This window comes from Enterobacter cloacae complex sp. AR_0002, from assembly GCF_001922365.1.
Classification (GTDB): Bacteria; Pseudomonadota; Gammaproteobacteria; order Enterobacterales; family Enterobacteriaceae; genus Enterobacter; species Enterobacter hormaechei_C.
Genome location: NZ_CP018814.1, coordinates 3,882,873 through 3,901,567, shown reverse-complemented (window position 1 = coordinate 3,901,567; position 18,695 = coordinate 3,882,873). Strand labels below are relative to the sequence as shown.

At 54.9% G+C, this 18,695-nt stretch carries 11 protein-coding genes, 2 tRNA genes and 3 rRNA genes; 5 read left to right on the top strand and 11 right to left on the bottom strand.

All coding sequences use genetic code 11. The features are described 5' to 3' along the window. The first annotated feature begins 68 nt into the window (after window positions 1-68). Genes bcsE through bcsG form a run of 3 tightly spaced genes read left to right on the top strand, consistent with a single transcriptional unit; the run spans window position 69 to window position 3,494 of the window. A complete protein-coding gene (gene bcsE / locus AM329_RS19265) occupies window positions 69-1,631 on the top strand; it encodes a cellulose biosynthesis c-di-GMP-binding protein BcsE (RefSeq protein WP_032608098.1) in 1,563 nt (520 codons plus the stop codon). Next, window positions 1,628-1,822, top strand: coding sequence for a cellulose biosynthesis protein BcsF (bcsF, locus tag AM329_RS19260; protein ID WP_003861172.1), 195 nt, complete (start codon window positions 1,628-1,630; stop codon window positions 1,820-1,822). The genes bcsE and bcsF overlap by 4 nt, the downstream gene beginning before the upstream one ends. Then, complete coding sequence (gene bcsG, locus AM329_RS19255) at window positions 1,815-3,494, top strand: cellulose biosynthesis protein BcsG (protein WP_023315007.1); 1,680 nt, start codon at window positions 1,815-1,817, stop codon at window positions 3,492-3,494. The genes bcsF and bcsG overlap by 8 nt, the downstream gene beginning before the upstream one ends. A gap of 35 nt (window positions 3,495-3,529) precedes the next feature. On the opposite strand, the gene birA is transcribed toward bcsG, so the two are convergent. From birA to pepQ, 11 genes are all read right to left on the bottom strand, one after another. Further along, a complete protein-coding gene (birA, locus tag AM329_RS19250) occupies window positions 3,530-4,492 on the bottom strand; it encodes a bifunctional biotin--[acetyl-CoA-carboxylase] ligase/biotin operon repressor BirA (protein WP_003861169.1) in 963 nt (320 codons plus the stop codon). Then, complete coding sequence (gene murB / locus AM329_RS19245; RefSeq protein ID WP_023323862.1) at window positions 4,489-5,517, bottom strand: UDP-N-acetylmuramate dehydrogenase; 1,029 nt, start codon at window positions 5,515-5,517, stop codon at window positions 4,489-4,491. The genes birA and murB overlap by 4 nt, the downstream gene beginning before the upstream one ends. A gap of 134 nt (window positions 5,518-5,651) precedes the next feature. Continuing rightward, window positions 5,652-5,767 (bottom strand): 5S ribosomal RNA (gene rrf, locus AM329_RS19240). 69 nt (window positions 5,768-5,836) lie between these two features. Continuing rightward, window positions 5,837-8,741, bottom strand: a 23S ribosomal RNA gene (locus AM329_RS19235). A gap of 170 nt (window positions 8,742-8,911) precedes the next feature. Then, window positions 8,912-8,987, bottom strand: a tRNA-Ala gene (locus tag AM329_RS19230). A 105-nt stretch (window positions 8,988-9,092) separates the two neighbouring features. Beyond that, window positions 9,093-9,169: transfer RNA gene (locus tag AM329_RS19225), tRNA-Ile, on the bottom strand. 70 nt (window positions 9,170-9,239) lie between these two features. Next, a 16S ribosomal RNA gene (locus tag AM329_RS19220) occupies window positions 9,240-10,781 on the bottom strand. Together the 16S, 23S and 5S rRNA genes with 2 tRNA genes alongside form the textbook arrangement of a ribosomal RNA operon. A gap of 358 nt (window positions 10,782-11,139) precedes the next feature. Then, the gene (gene hemG / locus AM329_RS19210) at window positions 11,140-11,682 is read right to left on the bottom strand and encodes a menaquinone-dependent protoporphyrinogen IX dehydrogenase (RefSeq protein ID WP_003860122.1); all 543 of its coding nucleotides are present in this window, start codon (window positions 11,680-11,682) and stop codon (window positions 11,140-11,142) included. A gap of 10 nt (window positions 11,683-11,692) precedes the next feature. Next, the gene (trkH, locus tag AM329_RS19205) at window positions 11,693-13,144 is read right to left on the bottom strand and encodes a Trk system potassium transporter TrkH (protein ID WP_022649737.1); all 1,452 of its coding nucleotides are present in this window, start codon (window positions 13,142-13,144) and stop codon (window positions 11,693-11,695) included. Between the two features lie 41 nt (window positions 13,145-13,185). Continuing rightward, window positions 13,186-13,800 (bottom strand): IMPACT family protein, encoded by a 615-nt coding sequence (locus AM329_RS19200; protein ID WP_015572737.1) that lies wholly within the window; start codon window positions 13,798-13,800, stop codon window positions 13,186-13,188. Next, window positions 13,800-15,131, bottom strand: a complete 1,332-nt coding sequence (gene pepQ, locus AM329_RS19195; RefSeq protein ID WP_003860124.1) for a Xaa-Pro dipeptidase — start codon at window positions 15,129-15,131, stop codon at window positions 13,800-13,802. The genes AM329_RS19200 and pepQ overlap by 1 nt, the downstream gene beginning before the upstream one ends. 190 nt (window positions 15,132-15,321) lie before the next feature. On the opposite strand from pepQ, the gene fadB reads away from it, so the two are divergent. Next, on the top strand, window positions 15,322-17,511 hold the full coding sequence (gene fadB, locus AM329_RS19185; RefSeq protein WP_023315008.1) for a fatty acid oxidation complex subunit alpha FadB: 2,190 nt from the start codon (window positions 15,322-15,324) through the stop codon (window positions 17,509-17,511). A gap of 9 nt (window positions 17,512-17,520) precedes the next feature. Beyond that, a complete protein-coding gene (gene fadA, locus AM329_RS19180; protein ID WP_032608576.1) occupies window positions 17,521-18,684 on the top strand; it encodes an acetyl-CoA C-acyltransferase FadA in 1,164 nt (387 codons plus the stop codon). Window positions 18,685-18,695 lie beyond the last annotated feature (11 nt).

Here is an 18,695-nt window from a genome sequence, read left to right as displayed (position 1 = left end):
TTAGGTTTATTTCTACGCTTTCGCTAGTAAACTGAGAGACATAGAAATTCGACGAAAAGAGGGACACCGTGGACTCCATATTTTCTATTGGCATCCAGTCATTATGGGACGAATTGCGCCACATGCCAGTCGGAGGAGTCTGGTGGGTTAATACGGATCGTAATGAAGATGCCATCAGTCTGGTAAACCAGACGATAGCGGCGCAGGGGAAGGATTCCCGCGTGGCCATAATTACGATGGACGATGAGCCAAAGTCAATCATCAGGCTCGACAGTGACCGTGGACCCCAGACAGTACGATTATTTTCCATGCCTGCGGAGGCTGACAGTCTATACTTTTTACCCCGCGATATTCAGTGTTCTATTGTTCCTGAACACTATTTACTGATTCTAAAATGCTCTAATAACGGCCTGCAAAATATCCCCTCTGAAAAACTGCTGAAATGGCTGGAAAGAATCAACAGATGGGCAAAAAATCAAAATTGCACCTTATTGGTTGTTAACCCAGGCAGTAATAATGACAAGCTTTTTTCACTTTTAATGAGTGAATACCGTTCTCTCTATGGCCTGGCCAGTATTCGTGTCCAGACCGACAGCCATCTTTACGACGTGGCTTTCTGGTGCAATGAAAAAGGGGTGAGCTCCCGACAACAACTTACCCTCAAACATGTCGGGGATGAGTGGCATCTTGCTCAACAGGAAGAGACGGTAGTTCAGCCACGCAGTGATGAAAAACGCGTTCTGAGCCATATTGCGGTACTGGAAGGTGCGCCTGCACTGTCTGAGCACTGGTCACTGTTCGATACCAATGAAGCCTTATTTGATGAGGCGCGCACCACGCAGGCGGCGACCATTATTTTCTCGTTGATCCAGAATAACCAAATCGAAACGCTGGCAAGGCACATTCACACATTACGTCGCCAGCGCGGCAGCGCGTTAAAAATTGTGGTGCGTGAAAATAATACCAGCCTGCGCGCCACCGATGAGCGCTTATTACTGGGCTGCGGCGCGAATATGGTCATCCCGTGGAATGCTCCCCTGTCGCGCTGTCTGACGCTGATCGAAAGCATCCAGGGCCAGCAGTTTAATCGACATGTTCCGGAAGATATCAGCACCCTGCTTTCAATGACGCAGCCGATGAAACTGCGCGGCTACCAGAAATGGGACACCTTCTGCGATGCGGTGGGCAACATGATGAGCAATACGCTGTTACCGGCAGACGGAAAAGGGGTGATGGTTGCCCTGCGCCCCGTGCCGGGTATTCGCGTTGAGCAGGCGCTTACTCTGTGCCGCCCTAACCGTATCGGGGATATCATGACCATTGGCGATAACCGCCTGGTGCTGTTCCTCTCCTTCTGCCGGGTGAACGATCTGGATACGGCGCTTAACCATATCTTCCCGCTTCCTACCGGGGATATCTTCTCGAACCGCATGGTCTGGTTTGAAGATAATTTGATCAGCGCTGAGCTTGTCCAGATGCGTGCCCTGGCTCCTGAAAAGTGGGCGAAACCGTTGCCTGTGACAAGCGGTGCCAAACCGGTTCTGAACGCGAAACATGACGGGCATGTCTGGCGTCGGGTACCTGAGCCGCTACGCTTACTGGATGAGAACAAGGAGAGCGCGCCATTATGAATATCAGCGATATCATCCAACTGGTTGTTCTGTGCGCGCTGATTTTTTTGCCGCTTGGCTACTATGCACGCCATTCCCTGCGCCGTATTCGCGATACGGTCAGATTACTGTTCGTCAAACCTCGCTATATTAAACCCGCCGGAACACTGAGTCGCGCTCCGAACGTCAAGGCAAACCGAAAACATGACTAATTCTACCTATACCTCTTCGGCGCCATCGCCACTCTGGCAATACTGGCGCGGCCTGTCCGGCTGGAATTTCTACTTTCTGGTGAAGTTTGGTCTGCTGTGGGCAGGCTATCTTAATTTCCACCCTCTGCTTAACCTGGTGTTTATGGCATTCCTGCTGATGCCAATCCCGAACCTCAGGCTGCACCGTATACGTCACTGGGTCGCTATTCCCATCGGTTTCGCCCTGTTCTGGCATGATACCTGGCTGCCCGGCCCTGAAAGCATCATGAGCCAGGGCTCCCAGGTCGCAGGTTTCAGTGCGGACTATATGCTCGATCTGGTTGAGCGCTTTATTAACTGGCAGATGATTGGCGCGGTATTTGTCCTGCTGGTCGCCTGGCTGTTCCTGTCTCAGTGGATCCGGGTGACGGTGTTTGTCGTCGCGATTATGATCTGGCTTAACGTCCTGACGCTGACGGGCCCGAGCTTCTCGCTGTGGCCAGCCGGTCAGCCGACGACAACCGTGACCACCACGGGCGGTTCCGCCGCCGCGACCGTCGCGACAGCAGGGGATACGCCTGTGGTTGGGGATATTCCAGCGCAGACTGCACCGCCGACATCCACGAACCTGAACGCGTGGCTCTCCAGTTTTTACGCTGCGGAAGATAAGCGTCAGACGAAATTCCCGGACGCGCTGCCTGCCGATGCTCAGCCGTTTGAGCTGCTGGTCATTAACATCTGTTCTCTGTCCTGGGCTGACGTTGACGCGGCTGGTTTGATGTCGCACCCGCTGTGGTCGCATTTCGATATTCAGTTCAAGGACTTCAACTCGGCCACGTCGTACAGCGGCCCGGCGGCTATCCGCCTGCTGCGCGCCAGCTGCGGACAGCCTTCGCATAAGAACCTCTACCAGCCGGCAGCTAACCAGTGTTATCTGTTTGATAACCTGGCAAAACTGGGCTTTACCCAGCACCTGATGATGGGTCATAACGGTCAGTTCGGTAACTTCCTGAAAGAAGTACGTGAACAGGGTGGCATGCAGGCCCCGCTGATGGACCAGAAAGGGCTGCCGGTCACGTTGCTGGGCTTTGATGGCTCGCCGGTGTATGACGATACCGCCGTGCTTCAGCGCTGGTTAGATACCGTCGGCAAAGAGGAAGGGACACGTAGTGCGACGTTCTATAACACGCTGCCGCTGCACGACGGGAACCATTATCCCGGCGTGAGTAAAACGGCCGATTATAAGGCCCGTGCGCAGAAGTTCTTTGACGAGCTGAACGCGTTCTTCAACGAGCTGGAAAAATCAGGCCGCAAAGTGATGGTGGTGGTAGTACCGGAACATGGGGGAGCGCTGAAAGGCGACAGGATGCAGGTGTCTGGTCTGCGCGATATCCCAAGCCCGTCCATCACTAACGTTCCGGCCGGGATTAAGTTCTTTGGCATGAAGGCGCCGCATCAGGGAGCGCCAGTTGAGATCACCCAGCCAAGCAGCTATCTGGCTATCTCGGAACTGGTCGCTCGCGCAGTAGACGGTAAGCTGTTTGTGGAAGATAGCGTGAACTGGGATCAGCTCACCAGCGGGCTGCCGCAGACGGCGGAGGTATCGGAAAACGCCAATGCGGTGGTGATCCAGTATCAGAATAAGCCTTATGTCCGACTGAATGCCGGGGATTGGGTGCCGTATCCGCAGTGATGAGCTGCTACACCCTCTCCCCTGTGGGGAGAGGGTTACTCTGCACTTCGTAACGAAATTTCACCGCCCACCCAGGGCTTAATCACACCATCCTGTTCAAGAAGCAACGCACCCTGCGCGTCAATGCCGCGTGATGTGCCGTAAATCTCTTTATCCCCAATCAGCAGCTTCACCGGTCGGTTAATAAAGTTATCCAGCTTTTCCCAGCGGGACAGGAATGGCGCTAACCCCTCCTGTTCAAAGAGCGTCAGCGAACTACGCAACTCATTGATCATGCGGACGGCAAGCGTATTGCGATCGATGGTGATCCCCGCTTCCTGTAGGTTGGTCCAGGCCTGGTTCACGACATCGTTCTGCACGTTTCGCATCACCATGTTCAGCCCCGCTCCAATAACGATCTGTGCGGCATCGCCTGTTTTTCCCGTCAGTTCGACCAGGATCCCCGCCAGCTTCCGATCGTTGAGATACAGATCGTTGGGCCATTTTACCCGCACCTGATCGGCACCCAGATCGTGCAGCACCTCTGCCATCACAATGCCGATGACCAGGCTCAGCCCGATGGCCGCAGCTGGCCCCTGTTCAAGCCTCCAGTACATGGAAAGGTAGAGGTTGGCGCCAAATGGTGAGAACCACTTACGCCCCCGGCGGCCACGTCCTGCCTGTTGGTACTCGGCAACGCAGGCATCACCGGATTTCAGCTCGCTCAGGCGATCCAGCAGATACTGGTTCGTCGAATCAATGACCGGCAATACCGCGACGTTACCGTGCCCAATCTGGCTGCGGATGATCTCTTCATTCAGTAACTGGATCGGTTCCGGCAGGCTGTAGCCTTTTCCCGGCACCGTAAACACATCCACGCCCCAGTCGCGGAGCGTTTGAATATGTTTATTGATGGCAGCGCGGCTCATGCCCAGCTGTTCGCCCAGCTGCTCGCCAGAATGAAACTCGCCATCAGCAAGGATACCGATGAGAGTTAACGGAATAGTATTGTCCTTCACGCAATGGTCTCCACGGCATTCACTTCGCCCGTTCGGCCAATAAAGCGAACTTCAGGCTCCAGCCAGACGTTGAATTTTTCGCCCACGCGCTGACGAACATGGTGCGCCAGGTTGACGACATCCTCACTTGTCGCGTTGGACTGGTTGATCAGTACCAGCGCCTGCTGACGATGAACAGCAGCGCCACCAAGAGTAGTACCTTTTAATTCACACTGATCGATAAGCCAGCCTGCGGCCAGCTTCACGCTGCCATCCGCCTGAGGATAATGCGGGGCCGTTGGCCAGCCAGCGAGAAATGCTTTTGCATTTTCGCTGCTGATCACCGGGTTTTTGAAGAAACTGCCCGCATTTCCGTTGACTTTCGGGTCCGGGAGCTTGGTCATGCGCATGTGGCATACGGAATCAAATACCTCACGCGGTGTGACGGTAGCCGGGTCAAGACGGGTCAGATCGCCGTAAGTCAGAACGGGTTTCCAGGCTTTCGCCAGGCGCAGACCAACGGCCACAATGACGAAACGATCCTGATAATCGTGCTTGAAAATGCTGTCGCGATAACCAAAGCGGCACTGCTCTGCGGTCAGGCGCTTCGCCGTTCCGGTCGCGAGTTCGATGCAATCGACATATTCGCAGACGTGTTTCAGTTCGATGCCGTAGGCACCGATGTTTTGAATAGGAGATGATCCTGCACAGCCCGGGATCAGGGCCAGGTTTTCCAGTCCGGGCATCCCTTTTTCAAGGGTATATTGCACCAGATGGTGCCAGTTCTCGCCAGCACCCACGTGTAAATGCCAGCTGTCAGCGCTCTCTTTACACTCAATCCCCATGATGCGATTGACGATTACCGTCCCCGCAAAATCATCGAGAAACAGGACATTACTTCCTTCGCCCAGAATAAGTACGGGTTCACCGTTTCCTGTTGCGTTTTGCCATGCATTCAGCAACTGCTGAGCACTTTCGGCACGTACAATTTGATTAGCATTCCGTTGAATACCAAAGGTATTCCAGGGCTTAAGGGAGTGATTCATAGACGCTATCCTGATGCAAAAACCGGGATAGTTTACCGTATATATGGGGGGATAGGTGATTTGTTTATGGAAAGGAAGCAGGTGTAGAAACGCAAAAAGGCCATCCTTGCGGATGGCCTCTTCACTTGTTTGATGCCTGGCAGTTCCCTACTCTCACATGGGGAGACCCCACACTACCATCGGCGCTACGGCGTTTCACTTCTGAGTTCGGCATGGGGTCAGGTGGGACCACCGCGCTAAAGCCGCCAGGCAAATTCTGTTAATCTGTATCAGGCTGAAAATCGTGTCTGTCTCTTCGCCAAAACATCTTCGGCGTTGTAAGGTTAAGCCTCACGGTTCATTAGTATCGGTTAGCTCAACGCATCGCTGCGCTTACACACCCGACCTATCAACGTCGTCGTCTTCAACGTTCCTTCAGGAGACTCAAGGTCTCAGGGAGAACTCATCTCGGGGCAAGTTTCGTGCTTAGATGCTTTCAGCACTTATCTCTTCCGCATTTAGCTACCGGGCAGTGCCATTGGCATGACAACCCGAACACCAGTGATGCGTCCACTCCGGTCCTCTCGTACTAGGAGCAGCCCCCCTCAATTCTCCAGCGCCCACGGCAGATAGGGACCGAACTGTCTCACGACGTTCTAAACCCAGCTCGCGTACCACTTTAAATGGCGAACAGCCATACCCTTGGGACCTACTTCAGCCCCAGGATGTGATGAGCCGACATCGAGGTGCCAAACACCGCCGTCGATATGAACTCTTGGGCGGTATCAGCCTGTTATCCCCGGAGTACCTTTTATCCGTTGAGCGATGGCCCTTCCATTCAGAACCACCGGATCACTATGACCTGCTTTCGCACCTGCTCGCGCCGTCACGCTCGCAGTCAAGCTGGCTTATGCCATTGCACTAACCTCCTGATGTCCGACCAGGATTAGCCAACCTTCGTGCTCCTCCGTTACTCTTTGGGAGGAGACCGCCCCAGTCAAACTACCCACCAGACACTGTCCGCAACCCGGATCACGGGTCTACGTTAGAACACCAGCCATTAAAGGGTGGTATTTCAAGGGCGGCTCCACGCAGACTGGCGTCCACGCTTCAAAGCCTCCCACCTATCCTACACATCAAGGACCAGTGTTCAGTGTCAAGCTATAGTAAAGGTTCACGGGGTCTTTCCGTCTTGCCGCGGGTACACTGCATCTTCACAGCGAGTTCAATTTCACTGAGTCTCGGGTGGAGACAGCCTGGCCATCATTACGCCATTCGTGCAGGTCGGAACTTACCCGACAAGGAATTTCGCTACCTTAGGACCGTTATAGTTACGGCCGCCGTTTACCGGGGCTTCGATCAAGAGCTTCGCGTTGCCGCTAACCCCATCAATTAACCTTCCGGCACCGGGCAGGCGTCACACCGTATACGTCCACTTTCGTGTTTGCACAGTGCTGTGTTTTTAATAAACAGTTGCAGCCAGCTGGTATCTTCGACTGATTTCAGCTCCGCCCGCAGGGGCTTCACCTACATATCAGCGTGCCTTCTCCCGAAGTTACGGCACCATTTTGCCTAGTTCCTTCACCCGAGTTCTCTCAAGCGCCTTGGTATTCTCTACCTGACCACCTGTGTCGGTTTGGGGTACGATTTCGTGTTACCTGATGCTTAGAGGCTTTTCCTGGAAGCAGGGCATTTATCACTTCAGCACCGTAGTGCCTCGTCATCACACCTCAGCGTTAATAAGGTACCGGATTTACCTGGAACCTCCGCCTACATGCTTAAACCGGGACAACCGTCGCCCGGCTGACATAGCCTTCTCCGTCCCCCCTTCGCAGTAACACCAAGTACAGGAATATTAACCTGTTTCCCATCGACTACGCCTTTCGGCCTCGCCTTAGGGGTCGACTCACCCTGCCCCGATTAACGTTGGACAGGAACCCTTGGTCTTCCGGCGAGCGGGCTTTTCACCCGCTTTATCGTTACTTATGTCAGCATTCGCACTTCTGATACCTCCAGCATGCCTCACAGCACACCTTCAACGGCTTACAGAACGCTCCCCTACCCAACAACGCATAAGCGTCGCTGCCGCAGCTTCGGTGCATGGTTTAGCCCCGTTACATCTTCCGCGCAGGCCGACTCGACCAGTGAGCTATTACGCTTTCTTTAAATGATGGCTGCTTCTAAGCCAACATCCTGGCTGTCTGTGCCTTCCCACATCGTTTCCCACTTAACCATGACTTTGGGACCTTAGCTGGCGGTCTGGGTTGTTTCCCTCTTCACGACGGACGTTAGCACCCGCCGTGTGTCTCCCGTGATAACATTCTTCGGTATTCGTAGTTTGCATCGGGTTGGTAAGCCGGGATGGCCCCCTAGCCGAAACAGTGCTCTACCCCCGAAGATGAGTTCACGAGGCGCTACCTAAATAGCTTTCGGGGAGAACCAGCTATCTCCCGGTTTGATTGGCCTTTCACCCCCAGCCACAGGTCATCCGCTAATTTTTCAACATTAGTCGGTTCGGTCCTCCAGTTAGTGTTACCCAACCTTCAACCTGCCCATGGCTAGATCACCGGGTTTCGGGTCTATACCCTGCAACTTAACGCCCAGTTAAGACTCGGTTTCCCTTCGGCTCCCCTATACGGTTAACCTTGCTACAGAATATAAGTCGCTGACCCATTATACAAAAGGTACGCAGTCACACCCGAAGGTGCTCCCACTGCTTGTACGTACACGGTTTCAGGTTCTTTTTCACTCCCCTCGCCGGGGTTCTTTTCGCCTTTCCCTCACGGTACTGGTTCACTATCGGTCAGTCAGGAGTATTTAGCCTTGGAGGATGGTCCCCCCATATTCAGACAGGATACCACGTGTCCCGCCCTACTCTTCGAGTTCACAGCATGTGCATTTTCGTGTACGGGACTATCACCCTGTACCGTCGGACTTTCCAGACCGTTCCACTAACACACAAGCTGATTCAGACTCCGGGCTGCTCCCCGTTCGCTCGCCGCTACTGGGGGAATCTCGGTTGATTTCTTTTCCTCGGGGTACTTAGATGTTTCAGTTCCCCCGGTTCGCCTCGTTAACCTATGTATTCAGTTAACGATAGTGTGTCGGAACACACTGGGTTTCCCCATTCGGACATCGCCGGGTCAAAGGTTCATATCACCTCGCCGGCGCTTTTCGCAGATTAGCACGTCCTTCATCGCCTCTGACTGCCAGGGCATCCACCGTGTACGCTTAGTCGCTTAACCTCACAACCCGAAGATGTTTCACTTCTGATTGCGAAAATTTGAGAGACTCGAACACACATGAGCTGTGTGTCGTTTCAATTTTCAGCTTGATCCAGATTTTTAAAGAGCAAAACTTCGCAGTGCACCTTTTCAGGTTCACTCTGAAGTTTTCTTGTGTTCGCAGTAAAAGATGGTGGAGCTATGCGGGATCGAACCGCAGACCTCCTGCGTGCAAGGCAGGCGCTCTCCCAGCTGAGCTATAGCCCCATCGTAGTCACCTCTGTACCGGTAATTTTTGTTGAGGCAAGGCGTGGTGACACGAAGCATACTCAGGTATGTGAGTGTCGCCGCAACGCAGCATCAGCAAAAATTTGGTAGGCCTGAGTGGACTTGAACCACCGACCTCACCCTTATCAGGGGTGCGCTCTAACCACCTGAGCTACAAGCCTGTAGAGGTTTTTTACTGCTGTTTTTCATCAGACAATCTGTGTGAGCACTACAAAGGCAGGTTCTTTAAGGTAAGGAGGTGATCCAACCGCAGGTTCCCCTACGGTTACCTTGTTACGACTTCACCCCAGTCATGAATCACAAAGTGGTAAGCGCCCTCCCGAAGGTTAAGCTACCTACTTCTTTTGCAACCCACTCCCATGGTGTGACGGGCGGTGTGTACAAGGCCCGGGAACGTATTCACCGTGGCATTCTGATCCACGATTACTAGCGATTCCGACTTCATGGAGTCGAGTTGCAGACTCCAATCCGGACTACGACGCACTTTATGAGGTCCGCTTGCTCTCGCGAGGTCGCTTCTCTTTGTATGCGCCATTGTAGCACGTGTGTAGCCCTACTCGTAAGGGCCATGATGACTTGACGTCATCCCCACCTTCCTCCAGTTTATCACTGGCAGTCTCCTTTGAGTTCCCGGCCTAACCGCTGGCAACAAAGGATAAGGGTTGCGCTCGTTGCGGGACTTAACCCAACATTTCACAACACGAGCTGACGACAGCCATGCAGCACCTGTCTCAGAGTTCCCGAAGGCACCAATCCATCTCTGGAAAGTTCTCTGGATGTCAAGAGTAGGTAAGGTTCTTCGCGTTGCATCGAATTAAACCACATGCTCCACCGCTTGTGCGGGCCCCCGTCAATTCATTTGAGTTTTAACCTTGCGGCCGTACTCCCCAGGCGGTCGACTTAACGCGTTAGCTCCGGAAGCCACGCCTCAAGGGCACAACCTCCAAGTCGACATCGTTTACGGCGTGGACTACCAGGGTATCTAATCCTGTTTGCTCCCCACGCTTTCGCACCTGAGCGTCAGTCTTTGTCCAGGGGGCCGCCTTCGCCACCGGTATTCCTCCAGATCTCTACGCATTTCACCGCTACACCTGGAATTCTACCCCCCTCTACAAGACTCTAGCCTGCCAGTTTCGAATGCAGTTCCCAGGTTGAGCCCGGGGATTTCACATCCGACTTGACAGACCGCCTGCGTGCGCTTTACGCCCAGTAATTCCGATTAACGCTTGCACCCTCCGTATTACCGCGGCTGCTGGCACGGAGTTAGCCGGTGCTTCTTCTGCGGGTAACGTCAATTGCTGAGGTTATTAACCTCAACACCTTCCTCCCCGCTGAAAGTACTTTACAACCCGAAGGCCTTCTTCATACACGCGGCATGGCTGCATCAGGCTTGCGCCCATTGTGCAATATTCCCCACTGCTGCCTCCCGTAGGAGTCTGGACCGTGTCTCAGTTCCAGTGTGGCTGGTCATCCTCTCAGACCAGCTAGGGATCGTCGCCTAGGTGAGCCGTTACCCCACCTACTAGCTAATCCCATCTGGGCACATCCGATGGCAAGAGGCCCGAAGGTCCCCCTCTTTGGTCTTGCGACGTTATGCGGTATTAGCTACCGTTTCCAGTAGTTATCCCCCTCCATCAGGCAGTTTCCCAGACATTACTCACCCGTCCGCCACTCGTCAGCAAAGCAGCAAGCTGCTTCCTGTTACCGTTCGACTTGCATGTGTTAGGCCTGCCGCCAGCGTTCAATCTGAGCCATGATCAAACTCTTCAATTTAAAAGTTTGATGCTCAATGAATTAAACTTCGTAATGAATTACGTGTTCACTCGTTGAGACTTGGTATTCATTTTTCGTCCGAGGACGTTAAGAATCCATGTCACTTTGAGTGCCCACACAGATTGTCTGATAAATTGTTAAAGAGCAGTGCCGCTTCGTTTTCGCTGCGGCGCGGGGTGTGCATATTACGCTTTCCCGCTTCAGAGTCAAGCGTTTGTTTTGCTTTTCTCTGCTGACCCGGCGGCTTGCGTGCCGTTGTTCCGTGTCAGTGGAGGCGCATTATAGGGAGTTCTTCTGAAGTGACAAGCACTAAATACAAAAAACTTTTCGTTCGCTCACTTTTCAAACTCAACGCTTATTAAACCCGCGCATCGTCCGTTAAATGCGCAATTTCACGGGCAAAACTGGCGACCTGAGCCCAGTCGGTGTAGACCACTTCTTTACGTGTATCCGTTTCCCCGCCCGTCATTTTCATGATCAGGCGGATCATAAAGCGGTCGTACCAGCGGTAACGCGGGTAACGCAGCGCGCCAGCAAAGACAGAACAGATATCGGGCTGCCATGGCGAACTCAGCAAAAACTTACGCGTATAGCTGTTAGTCTGCGGCGTACGCTTCTCTGCTTTACGGGCAACCAGGTTGACCGAGTAAAACGCGCCAGGCAGCTGAGCGAGTTCCGCCGTATGCTTTTTCACAAAGCGATCCAGCGCCGGATGGAAATGGCCGTAACGAATTGAAGCGCCAATGACCACGCGGTCGTAATCCTGCCAGGCAATCTGTTCAGTGCGATTCAGGTTCACCACATCAGAATAAATGCCCAGCTCTTTGAGTTCAGAAGCCAGATATGAAGCAATCTCACGCGTTTGTCCGTCACGCGTTGAGAAAAGAATTAACGTTTTCACCAATGTCTCCTTACTCACGCCAGAATGTTGGGGTAAACAGCACCAGCAGCGTAAAGACCTCAAGACGCCCAAACAGCATATTGGCGATTAAGATCCACTTCGCCACCGGGTTCATACTGGCGAAGTTATCCGCCACGACGCCCAGCCCCGGCCCCAGGTTGTTTAACGTTGCCACCACAGAGGCGAAGGCAGAAAAATCATCCACGCCCGTGGCGATTATCGCCAGCATACTGACAATAAAGACCAGTGCATAAGCGGAGAAGAATCCCCACACCGCTTCGAGGATGCGTTCCGGCAGCGCGCGGTTCCCCAGCTTAATACTGTAAACCGCATTCGGGTGGACCAGACGTTTCAGCTCACGGTTCCCCTGCTTGAACAGCAGCAGAATACGGATCACCTTCAGACCGCCGCCCGTTGACCCGGCACAGCCGCCGATAAACGCAGAGCACAACAGCAGCACCGGCAGGAACAGCGGCCAACGCGCAATACTGTCCGTGGTGAAACCGGCGGTTGTTGCCATCGATACCACCTGGAAGAAGGCCTGGTTCAGGGTCGTGACCGCCGAGTTATAGACATCGTGGAACCACAGTACCAGGGTACAGATGATCACCAGAGTCAGCTGGACGCCAATAAACATCCGGAATTCCGGGTCGCGCCAGTACACCTTCAGGCTCCGTCCGCTAAGCAACGAGAAGTGTAGACCGTAGTTACAGCCTGAGATCAGCAAAAAGATGGCAATGATGGTATTGATTGTCGGGCTGTCGAAGTAGCCGACGCTGGCATCGTGGGTGGAGAACCCGCCGATAGCAATAGTCGCAAAGCTGTGCCCGATGGCATCAAACGCAGGCATCCCGGCAAACCACAGCGCCAGCGCGCAGGCCACCGTCAGCAGGACATAGATAAGCCACAGGGTTTTCGCCGTCTCCGCAATACGCGGGCGCATTTTGTTATCTTTCAGCGGGCCGGGCATCTCCGCCCGGTAAAGCTGCATCCCCCCGACGCCCAGAATCGGCAGGATAGCCACCGCCAGGACAATGATCCCCATACCGCCGAACCACTGGAGCATCTGCCGGTAAAAGAGAATCGCATGCGGGAGCGAATCCAGCCCCACAAGCGTGGTGGCCCCGGTGGTCGTTAATCCGGAGAACGATTCAAAAAACGCATCCGTGACGGTGAGATTCGGTTGTTCGGAGAAGATAAACGGCAGCGCACCCACGCTTCCCAGTACCGTCCAGAACAGGACCACAATCAGAAACCCCTCCCGGGATTTCAGTTCACCTTTCTCACGGCGGTTTGGCCACCACAGCAGGGAGCCAATCGTCAGCGCGACAAAAAAGGTTTGCGTAAATGCACGCCCCGCGCCGTCCCGGTAGATGAGCGCCACCAGTCCGGGAATGATCATTGTCCCGGAGAAAAGTATGACCAGCAATCCAACGATTCGGGTAATGGCACGAAAATGCATCTCTGCCGCTTCCTTAGGTATTCAAAATTGTGAGGTGGGGATTATTCTTCAATCGGCAGTAATTGCAATGAACCGCGACTAAAATCAGCGAGTTTTGCTGAAAAAGCAGCCAGTTCCGCCTGAGGAAGCGCCACGCGTAATTGCACCATTGCCTGATAATCACTGTGTGCGATGACACCGTTAAACTGTTTAAGCAGTGCTTCGATACCCGATAGCTGGGCGTAATCGCATAACAAAGTATATTCCGTAAGTGGCGTTTTGCGGGTTGTTATCAGAAGATTAAGCGCCTGCTGGACACCACCTCCGTAGGCTTTGACCAGCCCTCCGGTGCCTAACAAAATGCCCCCGTAGTAGCGGACCACGACGGCGGTGATTTCACCCACGCCGCTGCCCATCAACTGGGAGAGCATCGGTTTTCCGGCCGTACCCGCCGGTTCACCGTCGTCAGAAAACCCGAGCTGCTGTGAGTCGTCTGGCGGCCCTGCGACCCACGCCACACAGTGATGGCGGGCATCCGGGTGCTGCGCGCGGACGGACTCGACGAACGCCTTCGCCGCCTCCACGCCGTCGGTATGCGCCAACAGCGTGATAAAGCGGCTTTTTTTGATTTCCTCAACAAAGGTGACCGGCTCGGCCGGTATCAGCCAGCTTTCCATCAGGCCAGCTTCAAATCTCGCGTCATGTTCTCAATGCTGTTCTCGTGAATAACCACGTTATCCTCGATACGAATGCCGCCATAAGGCTTCAGCGCTTCAATTTTCTCCCAGTTGAAGTGCTTGCTGAATTGCCCTTCGCGCCACGGCGCCAGCAGGGATTCAATAAAGTAGATGCCCGGCTCGATGGTCAATACCATACGCGGCGCCAGAACGCGGGTGCAGCGCAGATAAGGATATTTAGACGGTGCCGCCAGGTGCGTGCCGGTATCATCCTGCATAAAGCCCGCGACGTCATGAACCTGCAAACCCAGCGGGTGGCCGATACCATGCGGCATAAATGGCCCGGTCAAATCGTTCTCAACCATCGCCTCTTCGCTCATGTCTTTGATAATCTGATGCTTACGCAGCAGTTTAGCGATGCGCTGATGGAACTGGATGTGATAATCCACGTAGCTGGTTCCGGCCTTCATGGTGCCAATCAGCGCCAGCTGTTCGTCGTTCACGTCTTTAATCAATTGCGCAAAATCGGTATCCGCATTCGCCGCCCAGGTACGGGTCAGGTCTGCCGCATAACCATTGTACTCAGCCCCCGCGTCCAGCAGGAAGCTACGCATCTCAGCCGGAACCTGATGATCCAGTTTGGTGTAGTGCAGAACCGAGGCATGTTCATTCAGCGCCACGATGTTGCTGTACGGCACGTCGGTATCGCGGTGGCCGGTCGCCGTCAGGTAAGCCTGATTGATATCGAACTCGCTCATACCGGACTGGAACGCTTCGTGCGCCGCACGGTGGCCATTCACCGCCGTTTTTTGCGCTTCACGCATGCAGTAAAGTTCGTAGTCGGTCTTGTAGGCGCGATAGTAGTGCAGATAATCCAGCACGCCTTTCGGGTTGAGTTTATCTGCCGGAATATCCAGACCCAGCGCGCGCTCAGGAACCGGACCAATGTAGCCGATGTTGCCGCGCGCCGCTGGCAGCTGGCTGCCTATGCCGTCTGCTTTTGGCAGCGCAATCACGTCAATTTCTTCGGTCCAGAATGAGGTCGGCAGCGGCTCCACGTTGTGCCAGTAATCGACCGGCAGGTAGAACCACAGTTTCGGCTTGTTCACGCCATCCACCAGCAGCCAGCAATTTGGAACCTGCGTGACAGGCACCCAGGCTTTAAACTGCGGGTTAACCTTGAAGGGATAAGCATGGTCATCAAGAAAAGTATTCATCAGCTCGCCGGAGTGGATCAGCAGGGCATCCAGCTTGAAGCGGGCCAGTACATCGCGGGTACGTTCCTGTAGGGTAACGATATGATTTTTATAAAGCGAAGCCAGTGAGTCCATCATTCTTCCTTTCGTTTTTTTGACCTCAAGTCATCGCATCTTAGCACACCTCACTCCGGCTGCGTGATTTCCACCGACCGTGATCAGCGCAGCAATTTCTTAATGACTAATTTGCATTTTATTAACATAAATTCCACACTCCGTTTCATCTGGTATGACCAGATCCAATTGCTGGATTCAGGAGACCGACATGCTCTACAAAGGCGACACCCTGTACGTAGACTGGCTGGAAGATGGCATTGCCGAACTGGTGTTCGATGCCCCCGGCTCAGTGAACAAGCTTGATACCGCGACGGTGGCCAGTCTTGGCCAGGCGCTGGATGTACTTGAAAAGCAATCAGATTTAAAAGGGCTGCTGCTGCGCTCCAACAAAGCGGCCTTTATCGTTGGCGCGGATATCACCGAATTCCTGTCGCTGTTCCTGGTGCCCGAAGAACAGCTGAGCCAGTGGCTGCACTTCGCGAACAGCGTCTTTAATCGTCTGGAAGATCTGCCTGTCCCGACCCTTTCTGCCGTCAACGGTTACGCGCTGGGCGGCGGCTGCGAATGCGTGTTAGCCACTGATTACCGTCTGGCGACCCCGGACCTGCGTATCGGCCTGCCGGAAACCAAGCTGGGCATCATGCCGGGCTTTGGCGGCTCCGTCCGTATGCCGCGCATGCTGGGCGCCGACAGCGCGCTGGAGATCATTGCCGCGGGTAAAGACGTCGGCGCAGAACAGGCGCAGAAAATTGGCCTGGTCGACGGCGTTGTAAAACCTGAGAAGCTTGTTGAAGGCGCACTCGCCATTCTGCGTCAGGCCATTAACGGCGACCTCGACTGGAAAGCCAAACGTCAGCCGAAGCTGGAGCCGTTGAAGCTCAGCAAAATTGAAGCCACCATGAGCTTCACCATCGCCAAAGGCATGGTGATGCAGACGGCGGGTAAACACTACCCGGCGCCGATCACGGCGGTGAAAACCATTGAAGCGGCAGCCCGTCTGGGCCGTGATGACGCCCTGAAGCTGGAAAACCAGAGCTTTGTCCCGCTGGCGCACACCAACGAAGCCCGCGCGCTGGTTGGTATCTTCCTTAACGATCAGTTTGTGAAGGGCAAAGCCAAACAACTCACCAAAAACGTTGAAACGCCAAAACACGCGGCGGTACTCGGCGCGGGCATTATGGGGGGCGGCATCGCCTACCAGTCTGCCTGGAAAGGCGTGCCGGTGGTGATGAAGGACATCAACGAGAAATCCCTGACGCTGGGCATGACCGAAGCGGCCAAGCTGCTGAATAAACAGCTTGAGCGCGGCAAAATTGATGGTCTGAAGCTTGCAGGCGTGATCTCCACCATCCAGCCAGTGCTGGAATACAGCGGTTTCGACCGTGTGGACGTGGTGGTTGAAGCGGTCGTCGAGAACCCGAAAGTGAAAAAAGCGGTGCTGGCCGAAACCGAAGACAAGGTGCGTCCGGAAACCGTGCTGGCCTCTAACACCTCCACCATTCCTATCAGCGAACTGGCGAGCGTGCTGAAGCGTCCGGAAAACTTCTGCGGGATGCACTTCTTTAACCCGGTGCACCGCATGCCGCTGGTCGAAGTGATCCGTGGGGAGAAAACCTCCGACGAAACCATCGCCAAAGTGGTGGCGTGGGCGAGCAAGATGGGCAAAACGCCGATCGTCGTTAACGACTGCCCGGGCTTCTTCGTTAACCGCGTGTTGTTCCCTTACTTCGCCGGCTTCAGCCAGCTGCTGCGCGACGGCGCAGACTTCCGCAAAATCGATAAAGTGATGGAAAAACAGTTCGGCTGGCCGATGGGCCCGGCGTATCTGCTGGACGTTGTCGGCATCGATACTGCCCATCACGCTCAGGCGGTGATGGCGGCGGGCTTCCCGCAGCGCATGCAGAAAGACTATCGCGACGCCATTGACGCCCTGTTCGACGCCAACCGCTTTGGTCAGAAAAACGGTCTGGGCTTCTGGCGCTATAAAGAAGACAGCAAAGGCAAACCGAAAAAAGAAGAAGATGCGGCGGTGGATGGCCTGCTGGCCGACGTCAGTCAGCCGAAACGCGACTTCACTGACGACGAGATCATCGCCCGGATGATGATCCCGATGATCAACGAAGTGGTGCGCTGCCTCGAAGAAGGCATTATCGCCAGCCCGGCAGAAGCGGATATGGCGCTGGTGTACGGCCTCGGCTTCCCTCCGTTCCACGGCGGCGCGTTCCGCTGGCTGGATACGCTCGGCAGCGCTCGCTATCTCGATATGGCTCAGCAGTACCAGCACCTCGGCCCGCTTTATGAGGTGCCGGAAGGTCTGCGTAACAAAGCGCGTCATAACGAACCCTACTACCCAGCAGTTGAGCCAGCCCGTCCGGTTGGCGCGCTGAAAACGGCTTAAGGAGTCACAATGGAAAAGGTTGTCATTGTTGATGCGATTCGCACCCCGATGGGCCGTTCAAAAGGCGGTGCGTTCCGTAACGTGCGCGCGGAAGACCTCTCCGCGCACCTGATGCGTAGCCTGCTGGCGCGTAACCCGGCGCTGGACCCTGCTGCGCTGGACGATATCTACTGGGGCTGCGTCCAGCAGACGCTGGAGCAGGGCTTCAACATTGCCCGTAACGCGTCTCTGCTGGCGGAGATCCCGCATTCGGTTCCGGCGGTCACCGTCAACCGTCTTTGCGGTTCGTCGATGCAGGCGCTGCACGACGCGGCGCGGATGATCATGACCGGCGATGCGCAGGCCTGTCTGGTGGGCGGCGTGGAGCACATGGGCCACGTGCCGATGAGCCACGGGGTCGATTTCCATCCAGGTATGAGCCGCAACGTGGCGAAAGCCGCCGGTATGATGGGCCTGACCGCCGAGATGCTCTCCCGTCTGCACGGCATCAGCCGTGAGATGCAGGATGCCTTTGCCGCTCGCTCGCATGCCCGCGCCTGGGCCGCCACGCAGTCTGGTGCCTTTAAGAATGAGATCATCCCGACCGGCGGTCACGACGCAGACGGCGTACTGAAGCAGTTCAGCTATGACGAAGTCATCCGCCCGGAAACCACCGTTGAAGCGCTTTCCACCCTGCGTCCGGCGTTTGATCCGGTCACCGGTACGGTAACGGCGGGCACCTCGTCTGCCCTGTCCGACGGTGCCGCCGCGATGCTGGTGATGAGCGAAAGCCGCGCCCGCGAATTAGGCCTGACGCCACGCGCCCGCGTGCGTTCGATGGCGGTCGTGGGCTGCGATCCATCCATCATGGGCTACGGTCCGGTTCCGGCGTCAAAACTGGCGCTGAAAAAAGCGGGGCTGAGCGCAAGTGATATCGACCTCTTTGAGATGAACGAAGCGTTCGCCGCGCAGATCCTGCCGTGCATTAAGGATCTGGGGCTGATGGATCAGATCGACGAGAAGATTAACCTCAACGGCGGCGCGATCGCCCTCGGACACCCGCTGGGCTGTTCCGGGGCGCGTATCAGTACCACGCTGATTAAACTGATGGAACGCAAAGATGCCCAGTTTGGTCTGGCAACGATGTGTATCGGGTTGGGTCAGGGGATCGCGACAGTGTTTGAGAGGGTGTAAATTAATTGAGA